General features: G+C 59.6%; 21 protein-coding genes. 13 read left to right on the top strand and 8 right to left on the bottom strand.

Features of this window, described 5'->3' with window-relative positions; genetic code table 11:
• The first annotated feature begins 17 nt into the window (after positions 1-17).
• From J5M72_RS29245 to ahpF, 3 genes are all read left to right on the top strand, one after another.
• Positions 18-1,016, top strand: a complete 999-nt coding sequence (locus tag J5M72_RS29245) for a site-specific integrase (protein WP_207865766.1) — start codon at positions 18-20, stop codon at positions 1,014-1,016.
• A gap of 136 nt (positions 1,017-1,152) precedes the next feature.
• Positions 1,153-1,716 (top strand): alkyl hydroperoxide reductase subunit C, encoded by a 564-nt coding sequence (gene ahpC, locus J5M72_RS13485; RefSeq protein WP_007958941.1) that lies wholly within the window; start codon positions 1,153-1,155, stop codon positions 1,714-1,716.
• Between the two features lie 128 nt (positions 1,717-1,844).
• A complete protein-coding gene (gene ahpF / locus J5M72_RS13480; protein WP_169430541.1) occupies positions 1,845-3,407 on the top strand; it encodes an alkyl hydroperoxide reductase subunit F in 1,563 nt (520 codons plus the stop codon).
• A gap of 82 nt (positions 3,408-3,489) precedes the next feature.
• Here ahpF and gloA read toward each other — a convergent pair whose 3' ends face one another.
• Entirely contained in the window at positions 3,490-4,011 is a 522-nt protein-coding gene (gene gloA / locus J5M72_RS13475; protein WP_169430540.1) for a lactoylglutathione lyase, read from the bottom strand.
• Between the two features lie 142 nt (positions 4,012-4,153).
• Between gloA and J5M72_RS13470 the strand changes: the two genes are divergently transcribed.
• Entirely contained in the window at positions 4,154-4,672 is a 519-nt protein-coding gene (locus J5M72_RS13470) for a DUF4946 domain-containing protein (protein ID WP_169430539.1), read from the top strand.
• 209 nt (positions 4,673-4,881) lie between these two features.
• On the opposite strand, the gene J5M72_RS13465 is transcribed toward J5M72_RS13470, so the two are convergent.
• The 3 genes from J5M72_RS13465 to J5M72_RS13455 all read right to left on the bottom strand — a co-directional run bounded on the left by J5M72_RS13465 (position 4,882) and on the right by J5M72_RS13455 (position 8,006).
• A complete protein-coding gene (locus J5M72_RS13465) occupies positions 4,882-5,247 on the bottom strand; it encodes a histone-like nucleoid-structuring protein, MvaT/MvaU family (protein WP_169430538.1) in 366 nt (121 codons plus the stop codon).
• A 235-nt stretch (positions 5,248-5,482) separates the two neighbouring features.
• Complete coding sequence (locus tag J5M72_RS13460; protein ID WP_207865765.1) at positions 5,483-7,018, bottom strand: EAL domain-containing protein; 1,536 nt, start codon at positions 7,016-7,018, stop codon at positions 5,483-5,485.
• Positions 7,019-7,133: 115 nt separating this feature from the next.
• Positions 7,134-8,006 carry a LysR family transcriptional regulator gene (locus J5M72_RS13455; protein WP_169430537.1) on the bottom strand — a complete coding sequence of 291 codons (873 nt, stop codon included), beginning with the start codon at positions 8,004-8,006 and terminating at the stop codon, positions 7,134-7,136.
• A gap of 77 nt (positions 8,007-8,083) precedes the next feature.
• Between J5M72_RS13455 and J5M72_RS13450 the strand changes: the two genes are divergently transcribed.
• Together J5M72_RS13450 and hppD are read left to right on the top strand one after the other, a co-directional pair.
• Positions 8,084-9,031 (top strand): DMT family transporter, encoded by a 948-nt coding sequence (locus J5M72_RS13450; protein ID WP_207865763.1) that lies wholly within the window; start codon positions 8,084-8,086, stop codon positions 9,029-9,031.
• A gap of 246 nt (positions 9,032-9,277) precedes the next feature.
• The gene (gene hppD / locus J5M72_RS13445; RefSeq protein ID WP_007958955.1) at positions 9,278-10,354 is read left to right on the top strand and encodes a 4-hydroxyphenylpyruvate dioxygenase; all 1,077 of its coding nucleotides are present in this window, start codon (positions 9,278-9,280) and stop codon (positions 10,352-10,354) included.
• A gap of 63 nt (positions 10,355-10,417) precedes the next feature.
• On the opposite strand, the gene rarD is transcribed toward hppD, so the two are convergent.
• From rarD to J5M72_RS13430, 3 genes are all read right to left on the bottom strand, one after another.
• Entirely contained in the window at positions 10,418-11,299 is an 882-nt protein-coding gene (rarD, locus tag J5M72_RS13440; RefSeq protein WP_207865761.1) for an EamA family transporter RarD, read from the bottom strand.
• Positions 11,300-11,615: 316 nt separating this feature from the next.
• Positions 11,616-12,629 (bottom strand): aldo/keto reductase, encoded by a 1,014-nt coding sequence (locus J5M72_RS13435; RefSeq protein WP_207865759.1) that lies wholly within the window; start codon positions 12,627-12,629, stop codon positions 11,616-11,618.
• A 69-nt stretch (positions 12,630-12,698) separates the two neighbouring features.
• A complete protein-coding gene (locus J5M72_RS13430; RefSeq protein WP_207865757.1) occupies positions 12,699-13,598 on the bottom strand; it encodes a LysR family transcriptional regulator in 900 nt (299 codons plus the stop codon).
• Positions 13,599-13,697: 99 nt separating this feature from the next.
• Here J5M72_RS13430 and J5M72_RS13425 point away from each other — a divergent pair, with 99 nt between their 5' ends.
• The 3 genes from J5M72_RS13425 to J5M72_RS13415 all read left to right on the top strand — a co-directional run bounded on the left by J5M72_RS13425 (position 13,698) and on the right by J5M72_RS13415 (position 15,677).
• On the top strand, positions 13,698-14,402 hold the full coding sequence (locus tag J5M72_RS13425) for an SDR family oxidoreductase (protein WP_169430532.1): 705 nt from the start codon (positions 13,698-13,700) through the stop codon (positions 14,400-14,402).
• Positions 14,399-14,761: a hypothetical protein gene (locus J5M72_RS13420; protein ID WP_207865755.1), complete on the top strand. Its 363-nt coding sequence runs from the start codon at positions 14,399-14,401 to the stop codon at positions 14,759-14,761. The genes J5M72_RS13425 and J5M72_RS13420 overlap by 4 nt, the downstream gene beginning before the upstream one ends.
• 544 nt (positions 14,762-15,305) lie before the next feature.
• Positions 15,306-15,677 carry a DUF6124 family protein gene (locus J5M72_RS13415; RefSeq protein ID WP_169430530.1) on the top strand — a complete coding sequence of 124 codons (372 nt, stop codon included), beginning with the start codon at positions 15,306-15,308 and terminating at the stop codon, positions 15,675-15,677.
• Positions 15,678-15,740: 63 nt separating this feature from the next.
• Here the strand turns inward: J5M72_RS13415 and J5M72_RS13410 are convergent, their stop codons facing one another.
• On the bottom strand, positions 15,741-17,051 hold the full coding sequence (locus J5M72_RS13410; protein WP_207865753.1) for an MFS transporter: 1,311 nt from the start codon (positions 17,049-17,051) through the stop codon (positions 15,741-15,743).
• Positions 17,052-17,222: 171 nt separating this feature from the next.
• Here J5M72_RS13410 and J5M72_RS13405 point away from each other — a divergent pair, with 171 nt between their 5' ends.
• The 4 genes from J5M72_RS13405 (at position 17,223) to J5M72_RS13390 (ending at position 22,654) form a co-directional block, all read left to right on the top strand.
• Entirely contained in the window at positions 17,223-18,347 is a 1,125-nt protein-coding gene (locus J5M72_RS13405; RefSeq protein WP_207865751.1) for a sugar diacid recognition domain-containing protein, read from the top strand.
• Positions 18,348-18,438: 91 nt separating this feature from the next.
• A complete protein-coding gene (locus J5M72_RS13400) occupies positions 18,439-19,578 on the top strand; it encodes a glycerate kinase (RefSeq protein WP_207865749.1) in 1,140 nt (379 codons plus the stop codon).
• 221 nt (positions 19,579-19,799) lie between these two features.
• On the top strand, positions 19,800-21,425 hold the full coding sequence (locus J5M72_RS13395) for a methyl-accepting chemotaxis protein (protein ID WP_207865747.1): 1,626 nt from the start codon (positions 19,800-19,802) through the stop codon (positions 21,423-21,425).
• A gap of 41 nt (positions 21,426-21,466) precedes the next feature.
• The gene (locus tag J5M72_RS13390) at positions 21,467-22,654 is read left to right on the top strand and encodes a pyridoxal phosphate-dependent aminotransferase (protein ID WP_207865745.1); all 1,188 of its coding nucleotides are present in this window, start codon (positions 21,467-21,469) and stop codon (positions 22,652-22,654) included.
• Positions 22,655-22,687: the final 33 nt, after the last annotated feature.

The following is a 22,687-nucleotide window of genomic DNA, read 5'->3' as shown; positions in this document are numbered from 1 at the left end:
TACTGGTATTACCCCGTGTGAAGCGCCAGAATCCGCTTTTCAATCTTCAAATCAGTACATCTGCGAGAAATCAGCCCATGAGCGATATCGATCGCTATCTGCAAGCCGCCACCCGTGACAACACCCGCCGCAGCTATCGTGCGGCCGTCGAGCACTTTGAAACGGTATGGGGCGGGTTTCTGCCCGCGACGGCTGACAGCATCGCGCGCTACCTGGTGGCTCACGCGGGCGTGCTGTCGGTCAATACGCTGAAGCTGCGTTTGTCGGCACTCGCGCAGTGGCATAACAGTCAGGGGTTCGCTGATCCCACCAAGTCGCCGGTGGTGCGCAAAGTGTTCAAAGGCATCCGCGCGCTGCATCCCGCGCGGGAAAAACAGGCCGAGCCGTTACAGTTGCAGGATCTTGAGCAGACCGTTGCCTGGCTAGAGCAGGAAATGAAAGAGGCCCGAGAAAATCAGGACCGGCCGTTGCTACTCAGAGCCTGTCGGGATCGAGCGTTGATTCTTCTGGGCTTCTGGCGCGGCTTTCGCAGTGATGAGTTGTGCCGGGTGCAAATCGAGCATGTCCAGGCCCACGCCGGTAGCGGCATCACCCTGTACTTGCCGCGCAGCAAGGGCGATCGGGAGAATCTCGGTCAGACCTATCAGGCGCCTGCATTGCTGAAGCTGTGCCCGGTGCAGGCCTACATCGACTGGATCACCGAAGCAGCATTGGTGCGGGGCCCGGTGTTTCGCGCCGTCGACCGCTGGGGCAATCTGAGCGAGGAGGGCTTGCACGCCAACAGTGTGATTCCGTTGCTGCGTCAGGCCCTGGAACGCGCCGGGATCTCTGCCGAACGCTATAGCAGCCACTCACTGCGGCGCGGCTTTGCAACGTGGGCACATCAAAGTGGCTGGGACCTCAAATCGCTGATGAGTTACGTCGGCTGGAAGGATATGAAGTCCGCCATGCGCTATGTTGAAGCGAGCCCTTTTCACGGGATGGCCCGGATTACGGATAAGCCGCTGTCGCCATAGATATCGTTTTCTTCTATTAATAACCTCAGCTAATAGCGAAAACAAATCAGCAGCATCAGGTTTGCCAATGAGCCATCCGTCGAGTGAGTGGGTAGGATTCACCCATCGAATTCACAACCCTGACGGAGAGTCATCAATGCCTATCATCAACAGCCAAGTAAAACCGTTCAAAGCTACCGCGTTCAAAAACGGCGACTTCGTACAAGTCTCGGACGCTGACCTGAAAGGCAAATGGTCCGTAGTGTTCTTCTACCCGGCCGACTTCACCTTCGTTTGCCCAACCGAGCTGGAAGACCTGGCTGACAACTACGCTGCCTTCCAGAAACTGGGCGTAGAGATCTACAGCGTTTCGACCGACACCCACTTTGCCCATGCTGCCTGGCACAACACTTCGCCAGCCATCGGCAAAATCCAGTACACCATGATCGGCGACCCGACTCAGGTGATCTCCCGCAACTTCGACGTGCTGATCGAAGAAGCTGGTCTGGCGGATCGTGGCACCTTCGTGATCAACCCTGAAGGCCAGATCAAAATCGTTGAACTGAACGATGGCGGCGTTGGCCGTGACGCTTCCGAGCTGCTGCGCAAGATCAAGGCTGCTCAGTACGTTGCTGCACACCCAGGCGAAGTTTGCCCAGCCAAGTGGAAAGAAGGCGAGGCCACTCTGGCTCCGTCCCTGGACCTGGTCGGCAAGATTTAAGTCTGTGACACGCAATGCAGGGCGGAACTCCGCACCTACCTAAGTAAGCTGCACCGCCCAATAGAAAAGCCCGGGCGAGATTCGCTCGGGCTTTTTTTCGCCTCAAATACAGTCAGGAGATCGCCCGTATGTTGGACGCCAATCTTAAAGCCCAGTTGAAATCGTACCTGGAACGGGTCACCCAGCCGATCGAGATCGTTGCTTCACTCGACGACGGTGCGAAATCCCGTGAAATGCTCGACCTGCTGAAAGACGTTGCCAGTCTTTCGCACCAGATTACTTTGATCGACAGCGGCGACGATGCACGCAAGCCGTCGTTCTCGATCAACCGCCCCGGTGCCGACATCAGCCTGCGTTTCGCCGGCATCCCGATGGGCCATGAATTCACTTCGCTGGTGCTGGCCCTGCTGCAAGTCGGCGGCCACCCTTCGAAGGCCAGTGTCGAAGTGATCGAACAGATCCGCTCGCTCAAGGGCGAGTTCAATTTCGAGACTTACTTCTCGCTGTCCTGCCAGAACTGCCCGGACGTGGTTCAGGCGCTGAACCTGATGGCCGTGCTGAACCCGAACATCCGCCACGTCGCCATCGACGGCGCGCTGTTCCAGGACGAAGTCAACGATCGCAAGATCATGGCCGTGCCAAGCATTTACCTGAATGGCGAAAACTTCGGCCAGGGCCGCATGGGCCTGGAAGAAATCCTCGCCAAACTCGATACCGGCGCCATCGAGCGTCAGGCCGAGAAAATCAGCGCCAAGCAAGCCTTTGATGTGCTGGTGGTTGGCGGTGGCCCGGCCGGTGCGTCGGCAGCGATCTATGCCGCACGTAAAGGCATTCGCACCGGTGTTGCAGCCGAGCGCTTTGGCGGTCAGGTGCTGGACACCATGGCCATCGAGAACTTCATTTCCGTGCAGGAAACCGAAGGCCCGAAACTGGCGACCGCGCTGGAAGAGCACGTCAAGCAGTACGACGTCGACATCATGAATCTGCAGCGCGCCGACAAGCTGATCCCGGGCAAGCATGGCGAGCTGCATGAAGTCCACTTCGCCAGCGGCGCGACCCTCAAGGCCAAGAGCGTAATTCTGGCGACGGGTGCGCGGTGGCGTGAAATGAACGTGCCGGGCGAGCAGGAATACCGCAACAAAGGCGTGGCGTACTGCCCGCACTGCGACGGTCCGCTGTTCAAAGGCAAGCGTGTGGCGGTGATTGGCGGCGGTAACTCCGGCGTCGAAGCGGCCATCGATCTGGCTGGCATCGTGTCCCACGTCACCTTGCTCGAGTTCGATGTACAACTGCGTGCCGACGCTGTGTTGCAACGCAAGCTGCACAGCCTGCCGAATGTCACCGTGATCACCAGTGCGTTGACCACTGAAGTCACTGGCGATGGCCAGAAGGTCAACGGTCTGCGCTACAAGGATCGCAATACTGACGAACTGCGCTCGGTCGAGCTGGAAGGGATCTTCGTGCAGATCGGTTTGCTGCCCAATACCGACTGGCTCAAAGGCACCATCGAGCTGTCGCCGCGCGGCGAGATCATCGTCGACAACCGCGGTGAAACCTCGATCCCCGGCATCTTTGCTGCCGGTGACGTGACCACCGTGCCGTACAAGCAGATCGTGATTGCGGTGGGCGAGGGCGCCAAGGCTTCCCTCAGCGCTTTCGATCACTTGATCCGGACTTCGGCCCCGGCATAAATCCCGGGCCTGAAAAAAGAAAAACCCCATCAGCGATGATGGGGTTTTTTCGTTGCGCGGTGCTTTCTACCCAGGTTCAGCTTTACAGCGGCGCTGGCTGGATGATCTCGACCCAGTAACCATCCGGATCCTTGATGAACGCCAGGCTTTTCATGCGGCCATCGGTCAGGCGCTTCTGGAAGTCGCAGCCCAGTTCTTCAAAGCGTGCACAAGCCGCGACGATGTCCGGGACCGAAATGCAGATGTGGCCGAAACCGCGCGGGTCAGTGTTGCCATTGTGGTAGGCGAAATCGGCATCGCTTTCGGTGCCGTGGTTGTGGGTCAGTTCCAGGATGCCGGGGATCGACTTCATCCACTCGGTACGCGCAGCGGCATCGGCCGGGATCTGCGACTTGTCGACCAATGCGAGGAAGTACAGGCTGAATTCCGCTTCCGGGAAATCACGCTTCTCTACCAGCGAGAAGCCCAGTACACGGGTGTAGAAGTCCAGCGACTTGGTGATGTCCTTGACGCGCAGCATGGTGTGGTTGAACACAAAGTTGCGGGTTGCGCTGTCCGGGGTGGCGGTCACGCCAGGGAAGGTGTTCAGTTCTTGCAGGCTCATGAGCCCTCCGTAACAAATTGGGGCGAGTGAATGGGCGCAATGATACGCATGCGTTGCGGCATCGCCAAACCGAAAGCGCGGGCTTGCCCTGCGAGCGGGCGAGCCTCAGACTTTATGGTTCAATCTGCGAGTGCCTCTGGTAATGATCCGACCGTTCAAATCGCTGTTCGTTTTCTTCGGCTTGTCCCTCGTTGCCATTGCAGCCCTGGCGGACGCTCCGAGCATTACCTGGCCGTCCGGCTGGCAAGTTGAAGCGTTGCCCGACACAACGCCGGAAGTTACCCGTCAGCGGGCGGCGAAGACCGACGCCGATGGTAATCAGGTGATGGTGATGGAGTTGACGATGACGCGTGTGGAGACAGGTCATCAGGTCAATCTGCAAGGCGTGTTGCTGGAGATGCGCAAGTCGGTGCAGAAGGACTTTTTCCAAGGGGGCTACCAGAGTGTCTGCAACAAGGTTCATCCCAGTACGCTGGGTTCATTGGCAGCGCTTGAAACCACTTGTACTGTCACTGAGAACGGGCGTCATGTGTTGTCGCAAACACTGGTCGCCGCAGTAGAGGCGGACAAGGCGTATGTACTTTCGTATGCCGGGCAAGCCGACGTTTACAAGGCCAGCGCGGATGAAATTGCGAGCGCAAGAAACAGCCTGAAATTTTAATCGGCTGTTCGCTGGTCAACGGGCTTCCAGATACCGAAAGTAATTAAATACAAAGTTGTTCGCCTGGCAGGTGCGCAACATCCGGAAGCATAGTTTCAGCGTGCGACGGAGATTTTGCTGCCAACTTTTTCAACAAGAAAATGTTGCATTTGTTAAATGTTGTCCAAAAAAAAGCCCTGCATTTGCAGGGCTTTTATGTTTGCCAGGGATTAACCGCGCAACCAGGAATCAACGGTGGCTGCACCGTATTGTTCCTTCCAGGCCTTCAGGCCGCGATGGTTGCCACCCTTGGTCTCGATCAGCTCGCCGGTGTGCGGGTTCTGATAGACCTTGACCACGCGAGCGCGGCGGGTTTTAGGTGCCGAGGCCTGTTGCAGGCCGGATTTTGCCGGATTCGGATCGAGGATGGCGATGATGTCTTTCAGGCCTTTGCCGTAGGTTTTCATCAGCCCCTGGAGCTTTTCTTCGAATTCGATTTCTTTCTTGAGCCCGGCATCGTTCTTCAGCGATTCCAGCTGCTTGAGCTGTTCCTGAAGGGCCTTTTCAGCTGCACGAAATTCAGCGAGTCTGGACAATATCTTTACTCCAATAGTGTGTTTGGCTGATACCAACCGCAAACAAAGCTATAAGCCAAGAGCCTTGAAGCGACTCGGTGATAGTGGCTCACCTGCCAGTCTTGCAACAGGTAAGAAAAATTGTAGTAGTTAATGCGACGAGAGTAAATCCTGACTTTTTCTTTATGTAAAAAACGGCGATGTCTTGAATCAATTTCGTGCGCGCTGTCGGCAAGCCCGGATTTATCAGGCCAAGTTAATGGTGAGTTAATGCGTCAATGAAGTCTATGGCAGAAACGGGCTTGCCGAACAGGTAGCCTTGCAGAAAGTTGACGTGATGCGCCGCCAGGTAATCGCACTGGGCTTGTGTCTCTACACCCTCGGCCACAGTTCCCAGATCCAGTTTGGCGCATAGCTCGATGATGCTGTCCAGAATGTGTCGTGACAGGGCATCTTTATCGATCATGGCGACGAACGTCTGGTCGATCTTGAGGAAGTCGACATTGAGTGTTCTCAGGTAACCCAGGCTCGAATGACCGGTGCCGAAGTCGTCGATGGCGATCTTTACGCCCATGGCGCGCAGTTGCTCAAACAGTTTATGGGTGATGTCGGTGGGCTCGATCAGTTCCCGCTCCGTCAACTCAAGTACCAGGCTGACACTATCGGGCGCGAATGCCGCCAGGAACTCCCGACAGTCTTCCACCAATTCAAGATCGTGGCAGTGGCTGGCTGTAATGTTGATTCCGATGTGGAAGGGGGCTTCGAAGGAAGAAGACAGCGGCCCGAGCACGACAGCGGTCTGCTGCATCAATGAACGGGTCATCGGCACGATCAGCCCGGAATGTTCGGCAAACGGTATGAACAGGTCCGGACGTACCAGGCCTTCTCTGGGATGATTCCAGCGCATCAGTACTTCGCAGCCCGACCAGCGTTTGCTGTCGCCATAGACCACCGGTTGAAAGTAGGGAATGAACTCTCCGGCCTCCAGCGCGCGCAGCATTTCGTGACTGGGGGATGTTGCGCGGTTCTGCACGAAATAACCGATTGCTCCGGATACCGCCCCGAAGAAAATCAACAGACTGAACAGCGGCGGATATTCGTCGCTCATGTAGTTCCAGATTTTATCTTCAGGGAAACCGGCGCTCACCGTGTAGGCATAGTGTGGAGAGTTCAACGTACTCTGGGCCACCGGCAACTCGGGAAGGGCGCCTTGATGCACCTTGCCGTCGGCTGAAAGCCAGTTGTTGCCGACCTGCAGCAATAACAATGTCTGCCGGCCGATCAGGCGCAGGATATTGCTCAAGTGATAGCCGTCCAGCGTCGTCAGGGCGCCGCCCCGGCCATCGTTCAGTCGATACACCAGCAGCGCCGTATCCGGCGTAACCGGGTTGCCGTTCATGAGCCATAACTTGCCCTGGGTGTAGTCCCCCGGATTGACGGCTTCCTTGAAATCACCGAACAACGAACTGCAATAGAGGTTGTTGTCCCACACCAGATTGGTCGAGCGCACGAACGGGCGGCGGGTGACCTGTTCGCGCAGTGCCAGTTTGACGTTCTCGCAGGGCTGGCCAGCCAGCGGCAGCAATTCCCGGGCGGACTGGGCGGTGTTGTCGAGCATCAGATCAAACTGGCGCAAAGCTTCCTCGGCGGTTTGTCGGGAACTCTGCTCCAGCGTACGTTCGGCCTGTATATGAAGAATGACGGTGCCGATGAGGATCGGCAGCAAGCCGCACAACAGTGTCACGATGATTCGGGTACTGCGTTTGCGGCGGGGCCTGACGGTCAGAGGCATGGGCGCATCCTGTTGCGATGGTGTGGGGCTCTCGACTGCAGGCGGGGCAAGGGTGCACCTTCCGGAAAGCGATGGAGCTGTGCCCATGATAGTTGGCCGTTGGAACTCGTGCCGCTCAGCGGTAATCCAGCGTTGTTGCCAATTTGATGAATGCCAGGGTCGCGGGTGAAGCCTGGCGTTTATCGAGTACGGCCAGACCGATGTGTCGTTGCACGGCCGGTGACAATGGCTTCTTCACATAGCGCGGATCCGGCTCGTCCGGGAGGGAACCTTCGGCAACGATCGTGATGGCGTCGCCCCGGCTCACGGTATCGAGGGTGCTCAGCAGTTGCGAGCACCGGTAGCGGATATTCGGGCTCAGCCTTGCCGCGTTGAACAGTCGCGATACCAGTTCCGAAGAGCCGGCTTCGGTGAGTACGAACGGGTCGCTGCACAGATCGTTCAGGCTCAGTGCCGCCTGCGTGGCCAGAGGATGGTCGAGCGGGAGCAGGGCGACCATCCGATCTTCCATCAGGGCGAACGTATCGAAGCGTTCTTCGGGCAACACCACGAAACCGATATCGATCCGTCGCGCATCAAGCCACTGGAGCACCTGGCGGTCCGGCCCTTCGTCGATGTGAACCTCGATGCCCGGGTGCACCTGGCGGAAATGCCGGAGGATTCGCGGCAGCAACCTGATCGATGAGGTCGGGCCGAACGAGCCGATGCGCAAGGTGCCGCTTTTCAGCCCGCGCGCATCGGCGGCTTCCTGGCGCAACGTGTTGGCCAGCCCGAGCATGGCCCGCGCGCGCAACAGCAACTGCTCGCCAATGTCGCTGAGTTCCACTTGCGATTGATGCCGGCGAAATAAATCGACACCCAGTTCCTGCTCCAGCGACTTCAAGGCGTGGGACACCGCCGATTGCGAGATCCCCAGGCGATGGGCCGCGAGGGTGAAGCCGCGCAGTTCGGCCACCAGCGAAAAGATTTCGAGCTGGGTCAAGGTCATGAGTAAAAGCTCATTTTACGATGATCAATAATGACTCGAATGATACGGCATCCGCCCGTTGAGTCGTTGAGAGCGTTATGAATAGTCATGAATCAATCCGTCCGGAGACCTCGGACATGCCCGTCTATCTGAATCTGGCCATGGTCACCATGATCTGGGGCGGGACCTGGGTCGCCGGGCGCATGCTGGCCGGCAGCCTGAGCCCGATCCTTGCGGCCAGCCTTCGATTCCTGCTGGCCAGCGTCGCGTTGCTCGGATTTCTGTGGCTGGCGCGAATTCCTTTTGCGCGACCCACCGGCCGGCAATGGCTGCAACTGGTGTCGCTGGGTTTCTTCGGGATCTTCTTCTACAACCTGTGCTTCTTTTACGGCTTGCAATACATCAATGCGTCGCGGGCATCGCTCATCGTCGCGTTGAATCCGGCGGTGATCGGTCTGGCTTCATGGCTTTTGTTCAAGGAGCAAATGAGTCGATCCAAAATCATCGGCATTCTGGTGTGTATCGGCGGCGCCGGTGTGGTGATCGTCAGCCGTGATCCACAATGGCTGACTACGCCGCCAGACGCCTGGCTGGGTGATCTGCTGATTTTCGGCTGCGTAATCGGCTGGGGCGTTTATTCGCTTTTTTCCTCCAGCCTTAATCACAGCATCGGCCCGTTGCAGACCGTTACGTTTTCGATCGTACTCGGTACGCTGATGCTTTGGGTGCTGGCTGCCATTCACGGTGAGGTGAGCGTGCAACCGGTGGCCAATCTGGGCACGATGCAATGGCTGAGCCTGATCTACCTGGGCGTACTCGGCTCGGCGGTGGCCTACATCGGTTACTACGACGGTATCCGCAAATTGGGTGCAACTCGCTCTGGCGTGTTCATCGCGCTCAACCCGCTGACTGCCGTGCTGGCCGGTGCCATCCTGCTGGGTGAACCAGTGACGATCCCCATGGGGCTGGGCGGCGCACTGATCCTGACGGGCATTTACCTGTGCAACAAACCCCTTGCACCGGGCCGAAAAAAGCGGATTTTATAGAGAGGGCAGACAACCCTATTTACGCTGTGTAGAATCGGGTTACGCATACAATAATAATCGTCTTCTGGCAGCAGAAGCCTCGCCCGCAAGAGCCTTGGGTCGACAATGAAGATATTCGGGTTTCAACTGATCTACGGTGACTTCCTCGCCCGCAGTGTGCGTGGCATCTCCTGTGCGCCACCCACCGGTCTCAGCATTACTGACAAATAACTCTGGTTAATTGATAAGAATGATGAGGCGCCAACCATGGCAGATTTATACGAAAACCCAATGGGCCTGATGGGCTTCGAGTTCATCGAGTTCGCATCGCCGACGCCTGGCACCCTGGAGCCGATCTTCGAGATCATGGGCTTCACCAAGGTCGCGACCCACCGTTCCAAGAACGTGCACCTGTATCGCCAGGGCGCGATCAACCTGATCCTCAACAACGAACCCCACAGCGTTGCTTCGTACTTCGCGGCCGAACACGGCCCGTCCGTTTGCGGCATGGCGTTCCGGGTCAAGGATTCGCAAAAGGCCTACAACCGCGCACTGGAACTCGGCGCCCAGCCGATCCACATCGAAACCGGTCCGATGGAACTGAACCTGCCGGCGATCAAGGGCATTGGCGGCGCGCCGCTGTACCTGATCGACCGTTTCGGCGAAGGCAGCTCGATCTATGACATCGACTTCGTGTTCCTCGAAGGCGTTGACCGCAACCCGGTCGGTGCCGGCCTGAAAATCATCGACCACCTGACCCACAACGTGTACCGCGGTCGCATGGCCTACTGGGCCAACTTCTACGAGAAGCTGTTCAACTTCCGCGAGATCCGTTACTTCGACATCAAGGGCGAATACACCGGCCTGACCTCGAAAGCGATGACCGCTCCGGACGGCATGATCCGCATCCCGCTCAACGAAGAATCGTCGAAGGGTGCCGGGCAGATCGAAGAGTTCCTCATGCAGTTCAACGGCGAGGGCATTCAGCACGTGGCGTTCCTTACTGACGACCTGGTCAAGACCTGGGATCAGCTGAAGAAAATCGGCATGCGCTTCATGACCGCGCCGCCGGACACCTACTACGAAATGCTCGAAGGCCGTCTGCCGAACCACGGCGAACCGGTCGATCAGTTGCAATCGCGCGGCATCCTGCTCGATGGTGCGTCGGATAAAGAAGACAAGCGTCTGCTGCTGCAGATCTTCTCGGAAACCCTGATGGGCCCGGTGTTCTTCGAATTCATCCAGCGCAAGGGCGATGATGGTTTCGGCGAAGGCAACTTCAAGGCACTGTTCGAATCGATCGAACGTGACCAGGTGCGTCGTGGCGTGCTCGCTACCGAGTAATCCGCATCAGATGTAAAAAAGCCCGGCCTGCAGAAATGCAGGCCGGGCTTTTTATTGCGCGTCTTACGGGCGCCGTTGGCGCATCAGATGCTTGAACCCTTCAAACACCAGTACTACCACCGCGAGCCAGATCGGGATGTAAGTCAGCCATTCACCGGGCTTGATGCTCTCGCCCAGCAACAGCGCCACACCGAGCAGCAACACCGGCTCAACGTAACTCAACAAACCAAACAGGCTGAACGGCAGCAAGCGGCTGGCGATGATGTACACCACCAGCGCCGACGCACTGATCACACCGAGCAGTGGAATCAGCCACGTCAGCGCCGGGTACTGATCGAACACGCCGAAACCCTGTTCGCCGCCGCGCACAAACCAGTACGCCACCGGCAACATCAGCGTCATGTCGACCCACAAACCGCCGAGGTTGTCGGTCTTGAGGTATTTGCGCAGCACGAAATACAACGGGTAACCGACAACTACGACCAGCGTCGCCCAGGAAAACCCGCCGATCTGATACAGCTCGTTCAACACGCCGAGGCTGGCAAAAAACACCGCGACTTTTTGCAGGTATGACAGGTTTTCGCCATAAGCGATGCGTCCGGTCAGCACCATGGCCAACGGCAACAGGAAATAACCCAGCGATACATCGAGGCTGTAGCCGTTGAGCGGCGCCCACATGAACAGCCACAACTGCATGCCCAGCAATGCAGACGACAGGATCAGGCCACCGATCAGCTTCGGCAGCGCAGGGATCCGGCGCAGCAGCTCCAGCGCCCGCCGCCATTCGCCGGACAACATCATGAACACGGTCATGCAGGGCACGGTCAGCAGCATCCGCCAACCGAAAATTTCCACGCCGCTCAACGGAGTGAGCAACGAGGTGTAGTAATACATGACGGCAAACAGCGTCGAGGCTGTTACCGAAAGAGCGATACCTTTAGACAAACTGTCCTCGCGGGGGTGATGGTCAAACGGGGCGCGCAGGATACGTGGTTTTTGTGGTGAATATTGGTCGGAGTGGTCAATATTTTCTACATGAGTTCAAAAGCCCCTCATCGGAACGCCGCCCGCCTAACCCTCTCCCGGAGGGAGAGGGGACTGACCGAGGTGTCTCACGAGTTTCAGCGACGTGAAAGTCCGAGTCGATTACGGATTCAACACAACAGCTTCAGGCAAAAGCGTAGCTTCAATTTCCCCCAATCGGTTCCCTCTCCCCCCGGGAGAGGGATAGGCGGGCGGCGTTCCGATGAGGGCAGCGATCTCACGCCGAACGCGGTTTACGCCCAGACACAAAATGGCTCACATCATTAAACCCCGGCGTAGATGCATGCCCCGGCGTCACCAGCGAGTCGATAAACGCCTCATCCTGCGCCGTGATCTTCACCGCTTGCGCCTTGGTGTACGCATCCCATTGTTCTTCCGTACGCGGCCCGACAATCGCCGACGTCACCGCGCCGTTGTTCAGCACCCAGGCAATCGCAAACTCGACAATCCCGACCCCGCGCTCTTTGGTGTAGTGCTGGATCTGCTGGGCAATGCGCAACGACTCCACGCGCCATTCAGTCTCCAGAATCCGTTTGTCCTGACGCCCGGCGCGGCTGTTGGCGTCCGGGGTCACGTCCGGTGCGTATTTGCCGCTGAGCACGCCACGGGCCAGCGGGCTGTAAGGCACCACGCCGAGGCCGTAGGTCTGGGCGGCGGTGATCTGCTCGGTTTCGGCCTGACGGTTGACGATGTTGTACAGCGGCTGGCTGATCACCGGGCGATCGACACCCAGTTTGTCTGCCACACGAATCACCTCGGCGATCCGCCAGCCGCGATAGTTCGACAGGCCCCAATAACGGATCTTGCCCTGGCGAATCAGATCGCCAATCGCCGAGATCGTCACTTCCAGCGGCGTGTTGTGGTCTTCGCGGTGCAGGTAATAGATGTCGAGGTAGTCGGTGCCGAGCCGGGTCAGGCTGGCTTCCAGACCATTGAAAATGTGCTTGCGGCTCAGTCCGCTGCGATTCGGCACGCCGTCCACCGGGCCGAATCCGACCTTGGTCGCCAGCACCCATTCGTGACGATGACGGGCGATGGCTTCGCCGACGATCTCTTCCGAGCGGCCGTTGGTGTAGACGTCAGCCGTGTCGATGAAGTTGATGCCCTGATCCCACGCCTTGTCGATGATGCGCAGCGAATCCTCTGCGCTGGTCTGCTCGCCGAACATCATCGTGCCGAGGGTGAGGGTGGACACCTGCAACCCCGAATGACCCAGTGTGCGATAGCTCATGCCGAAATCCTTTTGTCGGTGGGAAAGCTTCCATCAAATACCAGAAGCGCCCGGCGCGGCAAAGTGAATTTATCGGCGCAACGCCTCGCAGCGCTCACGTAAAAACGCCTGCAACACCTTGACCCGTTCCGACACCTGCACCCGGTGCGGGCACAGCAGATTGAACGGCACGCTCTCACCATGCCAGTCATCGACCAGCGTCACCAGTCGTCCGGCGCGTACGTCTTCGGCCACGTCGAGCCAGGCCTTGTAAGCGATGCCGTGCCCGGCGAGTGCCCAGCGGCGGGCGACTTCGCCATCGTCGCTGAGGTAGTCGCCGCGTACTTCGACTTCAAGCGTTTCGTCTTCGCGATGGAAACGCCAGGTGTTGTAAGGTCGGCCGTTGCGCAGGTAGAGCAGGGCACTGTGATCGCTCAGCTCGGCGGGGTTCTGCGGTGTGCCGTGACGCTCCAGATACGCAGGGCTGGCACAGGCCACGCGACGATGCTCGGACAGAATCGGCAACGCCACCAGCGTCGAATCACTCGGCACGCCAAAGCGCAACGCCACATCCACCGTCTCGCGAAACAGGTCCGTGTGTCGGTCGTTGAGCAGCAATTGCAGCTGAATGTGCGGGTGCTCGCGCTTGAAATCGTCCAGCCACGGCAACAGCACATTGCGCCCGAAGTCCGACGGCGCCGCCAGTTGCAGCACGCCGCTCAGGCCTTCGGTCTGCTGCTTCAGCGCTTGTTCGCCCTCGGCCAGTGTGGCCAGTGCCAGACGCACGCTTTCCAGATAGCGCCGGCCTTCTTCGGTCAGGCGCATGCTGCGGGTCGAGCGGGCGAAGAGGCGGATGCCGAGGCGGGTTTCCAGGCGTTTCAAGGCGATGCTGGCGGCGGCTGGCGTCAGCTCCAGCGCCCGGGCGGCGGCGGAAATGCTGCCGGAGTCGGCGGTACGGACGAAGATCTCAAGATCCAGAATCGAGCTCATTGGTAAAAATCCTTTAAAGATCCTTCCGATTTACCGGGATTTTTCTGCGATTGGCAACGGGGGAAGATGCAATCTCCTCAAGCCCACCGGAGAACTCCCATGAAACCATTCGACAATCAGACTGTTGTGGTCATCGGCGGCAGCAGCGGCATTGGCGCCGCCGTCGCGTCGAATGCCGCGGAACGTGGCGCCCGTGTTTACTCGGTCGGGCGCCGTGCTGAAACGTCCGAAACTCACGAAGGTATCCGCCACGAGTCAGCCGATGTCACCGATGAGGCCTCGCTGCGTCAACTGTTCGAACGCATCGGCGCGTTCGATCATCTGGTGATGACCGCCGGGCCGAGCGTCAGCGCCAAGCCGTTGGCCGACAGCGATCTGCTCCAGGCGCAGCAGGCGTTCGATGTGAAATTCTGGGGCACTTTGCGCGCGATTCAAGCGGCGCTGCCGTACCTGAGCGAGCGGGGCAGCATCACCCTGACGTCGGGTTTGCTGTCGCGCAAATTCGTCGCAGGGCAATTCATCAAGACCACCCTGAATGCCGCGCTGGACGCTCTGGCCAAACAACTGGCCAAGGAGCTGGCGCCGCGTCGGGTCAACGTGATCAGCCCCGGCGTGACCGACACCGAAGCCTACGCCGGCATGGATGAAAGCCAGCGCAGCGCGATGTTCGCCCGCACCTCGGCGGCGCTGCCGGTGGGCCGTGTCGGCACGCCACAGGACCTGGCCGCCGCGTTTATGCTGGTCATGAAAAACGGCTTTATCAGCGGCAGCATCATCGATGTCGACGGAGGTGGATTGTTATGACCTGGCACTTCGATCACATGGCGTTCAACGCGCCGGACGGGCAACCGATTCAGGATGCTTTCAACGCACTGCTGGGATTGACGCCGGGGCGTCGGCCGCCGTTTCCGTTTCCCGGGCGGTGGTTGTATCAGGATGGGCAGGCGTTGGTGCATGTGATTGAGCAAGCGGCGCTGGATGAGGCGGCGTTGAGTCATATCGCGTTTCGTACCGATGAAGACGCGGCGGTGGTTTTGAAGCGGGTGCAGGGCAGTGGGTTGCCGTATCAGGTGGCGCAGGTGCCGGAGGATGGGGTTTGGCAGATTTTTGTGCAGATGCCGAGTGGGGTGGTTTTGGAGTTGGATGCGAAATCGGGGGCTTAGAATCAAGAGCTCCCTCACCCCAGCCCTCTCCCGGAGGGAGAGGGAGCCGACCGAGGTAATCTCACGAGGTACATCGACATGACATACCGAGTCGAACTCAGGTTTTGAAAAACATACAAATCGGCTCCCTTTCCCCCTCGCCCCCTTGGGGGAGAGGGCTGGGGTGAGGGGGTAGGTTCTCATCGACGCCGCAGTGTTTAAGCCTGGTGTTTAAAGGACACGTTCAGACACGCACCCCAGGCTACACAACCTTGCGCCGTTGCCTACGACTAAGCCAGAATCCGCCGGCTTGTGCGCTTATGGGCCGGGTTTTATCGTTGTTCCGTCGCTGAAAAGAACAGCGATCGGGTTTGGTAGCCCGGGTCTTTAAGTGCAGAGTGCTCCATTTTGTAGAGTCTTTTGTCTCTGTTTTATGGTGGTCATTCGCAGGGCACCTTCGGGTGCGCCGTTTCTCCTAAGGCCCGGTCTACCAACCTGCGTCTGGCCACCACCATCGTTTGGTAGCGAGTGTGGTGGCTCCAATAAGCGCCTTAGGAGTTTCACCATGATCAAACCAACACCCAACCCACCCGAAGCCGATTCAACGTCCCCCTACGAAACCCTCGATTCAAAGAAATTCCACGAAGCCGCCGAACGCGCCCTCGATCATTACCTCAATCCGCTGCTCCCCCGAAAACCGTTGCTCAAACCCAACACCCGCTACCTCATCGCCCCCGGCATCCCGAGCGAAGAGCTACTGGCCGACGCCTGCGAAACCCTGACCTCGGCCAAAACCATGGCCAGCGATTTCGCCGGAATGCTCGATGCGCCGCAGCGGCATGTGCTGCTGGGCATTGGGCAACTGATCATGCTGGCGGAACTGGCGGTAAATCGGGTGCTGGATAATCTGGACACGGCGGCTGAAGCCCAGCCCTGACCGATCAAAGAGCAACAATAAAAAACGGCCCGAATCGGGCCGTTTTTGTGTACCTGCCAATAATCAGGCCCGCAACGTCCGCGTCATCCGCAACGCCAGCAGACTCCCGCCAACAATCACACCCGCCAGCAGGTACAACGCCGCATCCGTCGACCCGGTACTGTCCTTGACCCAACCGACGAGGTAAGGGCTCAGGAACCCGGCCATCTGCCCCATCGAATTGATCAACGCCAACCCACCCGCCGCAGCGCCCGCGCTCAGCATCGCCGTCGGCACCGGCCAGAACATCGGCAAACCGGTCAACGCGCCCATGGTCGCAATGGTCAGACCGAGAATCGCAATCGCCGGATTCGCCGCGAAGTTCACCGCGATCAGCAGGCCGACAGCGCCCATCAACATCGGCACCACCAAATGCCAGCGGCGTTCTTTACGCAAGTCCGCCGAACGACCGACCACCAGCATGAACACCGCCGCCAGCAGATACGGAATCGCACTCAACCAGCCAATCACCAGGTTGTCGCTGAAACCGAGGTTCTTGATGATCGACGGCAGCCAGAAGTTGATCGCGTACACGCCGCTCTGAATGCAGAAGTAGATCAGGCCGAAGGCCCAGATGGCTGGGTTCTTGAACACGGCGATCAGCGAGTCGGAAGTGGTTTTAGGTTTGTTCGCCAGGTCTTCCGCCTGATCGGCTTCCAGTACCGAACGCTCATGCGGGGTCAGCCACTTGGCGTTGGCGAAGTTGTCGCTCAGCAGGAAATACGCCAGCGCGCCGAGGATCACGGTCGGAATACCTTGCAGCAGGAACATCCACTGCCAACCGGCCAAACCGCCCTGGCCCGCAGCGAAGTGATTGAGGATCCAGCCGGAAAACGGGCTGCCCAGCAGGCCGGACACCGGGATCGCCGACATGAACAACGCCATGATCCGGCCACGGCGGAAGGTCGGGAACCACTGCGAGAGATAGAGCACAACGCCCGGGAAGAACCCGGCTTCAGCCGCGCCGGTGAACAGGCGCAGGGTGTAGAACTGGGTCGGTGTGGTGACAAACAGCAGGCAAGTCGACAGCGTGCCCCAGGTGATCATCATCAGCGCGATCCAGCGCCGTGGGCCGAACTTGGTCAGCGCGAGGTTGCTCGGTACGCCGCACAGCACGTAGCCGATGAAGAAGATACCGGCACCGAGGCCGTACACGGTTTCGCTGAATTTCAGCGCGTCGAGCATCTGCAGTTTGGCAAATCCAACGTTGACCCGGTCGAGGTAGTTGAACAGGTAGCAGATGAAGATGAAGGGGATCAAACGCAGGGTGATGCGTTTGTAGACGGCATTTTTATCGTCAGCGATGGTCTGGGCGGCAGCGGCGCTCTGCGACATGGCGGCTCTCTCTTTATTATGATTTTTTGCGATGCAAAGGGTAACGTTGATCGCCCTGAGAGTCTCGGTCACCTTTGGCCGGATTGTCTTTGTGCCTGAGCACAGGGTTTGCCGGCAGACCCTGTGCGGGTGAACAACCGTCCGCGCCTGTTTTCAAGGATTTCAGCCTTTATGTTCGAACTCGATCACGACCTCGCCCAGGACATCGTCGACCGGGCCATGGCCATTTTGCCGTACAACGTCAACGTCATGGACAGCCAGGGACTGATCCTCGGCAGCGGCGAGCCGGAGCGCATCAACACCCGTCACGAAGGTGCGCAATTGGTCCTGGCCAACGGGCGAGTGGTGGAGATCGACGCGCAGACGGCGGTGCATCTCAAAGGCGTGCAGCCGGGGATCAATCTGCCGCTGTTGCTCGATCAGCGCTTGATCGGTGTGCTCGGCATCACCGGCGAACCGGAGCAACTGCGCACTTACGCCGAGCTGGTGCGCATGACCGCCGAAATGCTGGTCGGCCAGCGCAACCAGCAATCCGAGCAGCAATGGCGGCGGCAGCGTTGCGATGACTTGCTGGCGCTGCTGCTGAGCGAGGCGGGGGATGCGCCAAGGCTGGTCGACGAGGCCCAGCAACTGGGCCTCAAACCGCAACTGACGCGGGTGCCGTACCTGTTTGAGCTAGGACTGGAGCACGGGCCGGGGCAAACCGTCGAGGCGCTGAGTGCCTGGCTGATGTCGCGTTATCCTGACAGTTGGTGCGTGAGTTCGGCCAAGTCGTCGCTGCTGTGGTGTCGGCCGGCGAGTCAGAACGTCGAGCATGATCGCTTGCTGGAAAAGCTCGATGGCCTGGGCTGGAACATCCTGCGCATTGCGGTCGGCGGGCAGGCCGATGGGCTGGCCGGGTTGCGTCGTTGCTATCGACGGGTCGGCGATCTGCTCGCCTATGGCCGCGAAGTGTTGCCGCATTCTCGACTGCTGACCCTCAACCGCTATCGCCTGCCGGTGATGCTCTGGCGCCATCGCAACGATGATGCGCTGGACGAATTGCTCAAACCATTGCGCAAGGTGATCGCCAAGGACAGCAACGGCCAGTTGCTCGCGACCCTGCGCAGTTGGTGCGATCACGACGGGCAGAGCCAGGCCTGCGCCGATGCGTTGGGGATTCACCGCAACAGCCTGCGTTACCGGATGGAGCGGATCGCCGAGTTGAGCGGGGTCGATCCGTTGAAACTGGACGGGATGCTGGCGTTGTATCTGGGTGTGCAATTGCTGCCACAGACCGACGATTTGTCGAAATGAACAATAAACGCCTGCACGACTTGTGCAGCGGACAGGCGTCAACGTGCGAGGCGACTGGCAGCATGAGGGGCATTGGAACTGGAGAATTCGCATGAAAATCGTCATCGCCCCCGATTCGTTCAAGGACAGCCTGAGTGCCCAAGGCGTTGCAGAAGCCATTGCGCTGGGCCTGGCGCAGGTCTGGCCGCAGGCGACGCTGGTCAAGTGCCCGATGGCCGACGGTGGCGAAGGCACGGTGGAGTCGATTCTCGCTGCGTGTGAAGGCGAACTGCGCCGTACCCGCGTGCGCGGCCCGTTGGGCGCGGCGGTCGATGCGGCGTGGGGCTGGCTGCCGCACAACCACACCGCAATCATTGAAATGGCCGAGGCCAGCGGCTTGCAACTGGTGCCGCCGGGGCAGCGCGATGCCTGCATCAGCAGCACGTTCGGCACCGGTGAACTGATCCGTGCAGCGCTGGATGCCGGCGCACAGCGTGTCATTCTGGCCATCGGCGGCAGCGCCACCAATGACGGCGGCGCCGGCGCGATGCAGGCGTTGGGCGTGAAATTGCTGGATGCTCAAGGGCAATCGCTGGTGCCGGGCGGTCTGGCGCTGGCGCAACTTGCACGACTGGACTTGAGCGAATTCGACCCGCGTCTGGCGCAAGTGCGTTTCGACATCGCCGCCGACGTCAACAATCCGCTGTGTGGCCCTCACGGCGCCTCGGCAATCTTCGGTCCGCAGAAGGGCGCATCCCCTGCGCAAGTGCAGCAACTGGATCAAGCCCTTGGTCACTTTGCCCGATTGTGTGCGCAGGCGTTGGGCAAGGATGTTCAGGACGAGCCGGGCAGCGGTGCCGCGGGTGGATTGGGCTTTGCTGCCAAGGCATTTCTCGGCGCACGGTTCCAGGCCGGTGTCGAAGTCGTCGCGGAACTGGTCGGACTGGCCGAGGCCGTGAAGGGCGCACATCTGGTCATCACCGGCGAAGGACGCTTCGATGCCCAGACCCTGCGCGGCAAAACCCCGTTCGGCGTCGCGCGGATCGCCAAGCAGCACGGCGTGCCGGTGATTGTCATTGCCGGCACGCTGGGCGAGGGTTATCAGGCACTCTACGAGCACGGTATCGACGCAGCATTCGCCGTCACCAGCGGCCCGATGACGCTGGAACAAGCCTGCGCCGAGGCGCCACGCCTGCTGCGCGAACGTGCCACAGACATTGCTCGCGTATGGCGTGTGGCAACTGCGGGCTGACCTGTCACCCATCATCTAAAACGTCGGGTGTTTCAATAGCGAAACACTCGCAATAATTAGAAAAATATTTGCTCTTTACCTGCAAAATCCCTCAAGCCTGGCCGATACAGAGATCAGGCGCGCACAAGACTTCCTGAAACAGTGACGCCGGACTGAAGCCCGCACAAGGGCCAGTGAAAGGGCATGGACGCTAGTAGTTTCAACTATCCGAGAGTCCTCCTATGTCCTTGCGTAATCTGAATATCGCGCCCCGTGCCTTCCTCGGTTTTGCCTTTATTGCCCTGCTGGTGATCGTGCTCGGCGTGTTCGCCGTCAACCGCATGTCGATCATCCGTCAGGCTTCCGTCGAGATGCAGACCAATCAGTTGCCCAGCGTCACTTATCTTGGTGTGATGACGGAGAACGTATTGCGTCTGCGGATTCTATCGTTCCGGGTTCTGGTCAACCGTGAAGCTGCAGGCCTGCAGGAAGCGCAGACTCGCATCGGCGTGCTGGTGGACAAAGTGCGCAGCGCCCAGGCCGCTTACGCCGCGTTGCCCGCTGAGAGTGAAGAGCGTGCGCAATATCAGGCCTTCGCGACGACGCTGGACAACTATCTGCAAGCCCAGAACCAAATGATGGATTTGTCGCGTCAGGACAAGCTCGAAGAGATGCGCGCCCTGATCAACACGAAGATCAAGGACGGCACGGACCAGATGGGAGAGCAGCTCAACAAACTCATTGCGATCAATGCCGCTGGTGCTAAAGACGCTTCTATTCAGGCCGGTGAGCATTACGACGGTGCCATTACCGGCATCGTCATCGTGGCCGTCATCGCAGCAGTGGCCACGGTATTGCTGGCCTGGCTGCTGACCCGCAGCATCGTCACCCCGCTGAACCGCGCCGTCGCTGCGGCACAAACCATCGCCGGCGGCAACCTGACCAAAGTCATCGAAATCGACGGCAAGGACGAACCGGCGCGTCTGCTCGAAGCCCTGGCCGCCATGCAGACCAATCTGCGCAAGACCATCGAGCAGATTGCCGGCTCCGCCACGCAACTGGGCGCCGCTGCCGAAGAACTCAACGCCGTGACCGAAGAAGCCTCCCGTGGCCTGCAACAGCAGAACAACGAAATCGAACAGGCCGCCACCGCCGTCAACGAAATGACCGCCGCGGTGGAAGAGGTGGCACGCAACGCGGTGTCGACCTCCGAAGCCTCGAACCAGTCGACCCACGCCGCCCGCGAAGGTCGCGATCAGGTGGTGAAAACCGTTGATGCGATCCAGACCATGACCCACGACGTACAAAACACCGCGCAGATGATCGAAGGCCTGGCCGCTCAGGGTCGCGACATCGGCAAGGTGCTGGACGTGATCCGCGCCATCGCCGAACAGACCAACCTGCTGGCACTCAACGCTGCCATCGAAGCGGCCCGTGCCGGTGAAGCCGGGCGTGGTTTCGCCGTGGTAGCGGACGAGGTTCGCGCCCTGGCCCATCGCACCGCGCAATCGACCCAGGAAATCGAAAAAATGGTCGCCGGCATCCAGAACGGCACCGGCGAAGCGGTCGAGTCGATGCAGCAGAGCAACCAACGCACCCAGACCACCCTGGAAATGGCCCGCGCTGCCGGCGTCGCGCTGGAGCAGATCACCCAATCGATTCACCAGATCAACGAGCGCAACCTGGTGATCGCCAGCGCTTCGGAAGAGCAGGCGCAGGTGTCCCGCGAGGTCGACCGCAACCTGGTCAACATCCGCGACCTGGCCACGCAATCGGCCGCCGGGGCCAACCAGACCAGCGCCGCGACCCACGAACTGTCGCGCCTGGCGGTGGATTTGAATGCGATGGTGGCGCGGTTTGTGATTTGACCTAGGGTGTAGGCTGGAGACCGCGCAATCAGGAGACGTACATGCGCTATTCAGCCTTGACCCAACGAATCGCCGGGGAGGGAGCAGCGGCCTGGCGGATTCACGACCGAGCGCTGGAACTGCGCGCCGAAGGGGTCGATGTGTTGCTGCTGTCGGTGGGTGATCCGGATTTCGACACGCCGCTTCCGATCATCCACGGCGCCATCGACAGCCTGTTGGCGGGCGATACGCATTATTCCGAAGTGCGCGGCCGGCGGGAGCTGCGCACGTTGATCGCCGAGCGCCATCGACGCAACAGCGGTCAGGATGTCGATGCCGAGCATGTGATCGTGTTGCCCGGCGCACAATGCGCGGTGTATTCGGTGGCGCAATGCCTGCTGGATCCGGGTGATGAAGTGATCGTCGCCGAACCGATGTATGTGACTTATGAAGGTGTATTCGGTGCCTGTGGCGCAACCGTGGTGCCAGTGCCGGTTCGTCCGGAAAACGGTTTTCGCGTCGACCCGGCGGATGTCGCGGCGCGGATCACCCCGAAGACTCGGGCCATGTTGCTCAACAGCCCCAACAATCCTTCCGGCGCCAGTCTGTCGTTGCTGATCTGGCAGGCGCTGGCGGCGCTGTGCATTCGTCATGACTTGTGGCTGATCAGTGACGAGGTTTACAGCGAATTGTTATACGAAGGCGAGCACGTCAGCCCGGCGAGCCTGCCGGGCATGGCCGAGCGCACCGCGACCGTCAACAGCCTGTCCAAGTCCCACGCGATGACCGGTTGGCGGATCGGCTGGATGATCGGGCCCAAACCGTTGGCCGAGCATTTGGTGAATCTGTCGTTGAGCATGCTGTTCGGTCTGCCGGATTTCGTGCAGAAAGCGGCGCAGGTAGCGCTGGAGACAGACCTGCCGGAAGTGACGCAGATGCGCGAGGAATACCGGTTGCGTCGGGATCTGGTGTGCGAGCGGTTGCGCGGCTGTCCGGGGTTGTACCCGATCAAGCCGGATGGCGGGATGTTCGTGATGGTCGATGTGCGCCAGACCGGGATCGGGGCGCAGGATTTTGCAGAACGATTGCTGGAGGGGTATGGGGTTTCGGTGCTGGCCGGTGAAGCGTTCGGGCCCAGTGCGGCGGGGCATATTCGCATCGGGCTGGTGGTGGATCGGGTGAAGCTGGCGGATGCATGTTCGCGGATTGCGCTGTGCGCTGCGCAGCTTTTGCAAGTGCGCAGTGCCTGAAGGTTCTGTGTTGTCTTTAATGGCCCCTTCGCG

It is taken from the genome of Pseudomonas sp. 58(2021), from assembly GCF_017491585.1.
GTDB classification, from domain to species: domain Bacteria; phylum Pseudomonadota; class Gammaproteobacteria; order Pseudomonadales; family Pseudomonadaceae; genus Aquipseudomonas; species Aquipseudomonas fluorescens_BT.
The sequence above is the reverse complement of the archived record's forward strand: the minus strand, read 5'-3'. Positions and strand labels throughout refer to the sequence as shown.

What these genes read in the sequence shown, in the direction of transcription:
- ahpC (WP_007958941.1), top strand. Translation starts at nt 1,153, where the DNA reads ATGCCTATCATCAACAGCCAAGTAAAACCGTTCAAAGCTACCGCGTTC.
- ahpF (WP_169430541.1), top strand. Translation starts at nt 1,845, where the DNA reads ATGTTGGACGCCAATCTTAAAGCCCAGTTGAAATCGTACCTGGAACGG.
- gloA (WP_169430540.1), bottom strand. Translation starts at nt 4,011, where the DNA reads ATGAGCCTGCAAGAACTGAACACCTTCCCTGGCGTGACCGCCACCCCG.
- J5M72_RS13470 (WP_169430539.1), top strand. Translation starts at nt 4,154, where the DNA reads ATGATCCGACCGTTCAAATCGCTGTTCGTTTTCTTCGGCTTGTCCCTC.
- J5M72_RS13460 (WP_207865765.1), bottom strand. Translation starts at nt 7,018, where the DNA reads ATGCCTCTGACCGTCAGGCCCCGCCGCAAACGCAGTACCCGAATCATC.
- J5M72_RS13455 (WP_169430537.1), bottom strand. Translation starts at nt 8,006, where the DNA reads ATGACCTTGACCCAGCTCGAAATCTTTTCGCTGGTGGCCGAACTGCGC.
- J5M72_RS13450 (WP_207865763.1), top strand. Translation starts at nt 8,084, where the DNA reads ATGAATAGTCATGAATCAATCCGTCCGGAGACCTCGGACATGCCCGTC.
- hppD (WP_007958955.1), top strand. Translation starts at nt 9,278, where the DNA reads ATGGCAGATTTATACGAAAACCCAATGGGCCTGATGGGCTTCGAGTTC.
- J5M72_RS13435 (WP_207865759.1), bottom strand. Translation starts at nt 12,629, where the DNA reads ATGAGCTATCGCACACTGGGTCATTCGGGGTTGCAGGTGTCCACCCTC.
- J5M72_RS13430 (WP_207865757.1), bottom strand. Translation starts at nt 13,598, where the DNA reads ATGAGCTCGATTCTGGATCTTGAGATCTTCGTCCGTACCGCCGACTCC.
- J5M72_RS13425 (WP_169430532.1), top strand. Translation starts at nt 13,698, where the DNA reads ATGAAACCATTCGACAATCAGACTGTTGTGGTCATCGGCGGCAGCAGC.
- J5M72_RS13420 (WP_207865755.1), top strand. Translation starts at nt 14,399, where the DNA reads ATGACCTGGCACTTCGATCACATGGCGTTCAACGCGCCGGACGGGCAA.
- J5M72_RS13415 (WP_169430530.1), top strand. Translation starts at nt 15,306, where the DNA reads ATGATCAAACCAACACCCAACCCACCCGAAGCCGATTCAACGTCCCCC.
- J5M72_RS13410 (WP_207865753.1), bottom strand. Translation starts at nt 17,051, where the DNA reads ATGTCGCAGAGCGCCGCTGCCGCCCAGACCATCGCTGACGATAAAAAT.
- J5M72_RS13405 (WP_207865751.1), top strand. Translation starts at nt 17,223, where the DNA reads ATGTTCGAACTCGATCACGACCTCGCCCAGGACATCGTCGACCGGGCC.
- J5M72_RS13400 (WP_207865749.1), top strand. Translation starts at nt 18,439, where the DNA reads ATGAAAATCGTCATCGCCCCCGATTCGTTCAAGGACAGCCTGAGTGCC.
- J5M72_RS13395 (WP_207865747.1), top strand. Translation starts at nt 19,800, where the DNA reads ATGTCCTTGCGTAATCTGAATATCGCGCCCCGTGCCTTCCTCGGTTTT.
- J5M72_RS13390 (WP_207865745.1), top strand. Translation starts at nt 21,467, where the DNA reads ATGCGCTATTCAGCCTTGACCCAACGAATCGCCGGGGAGGGAGCAGCG.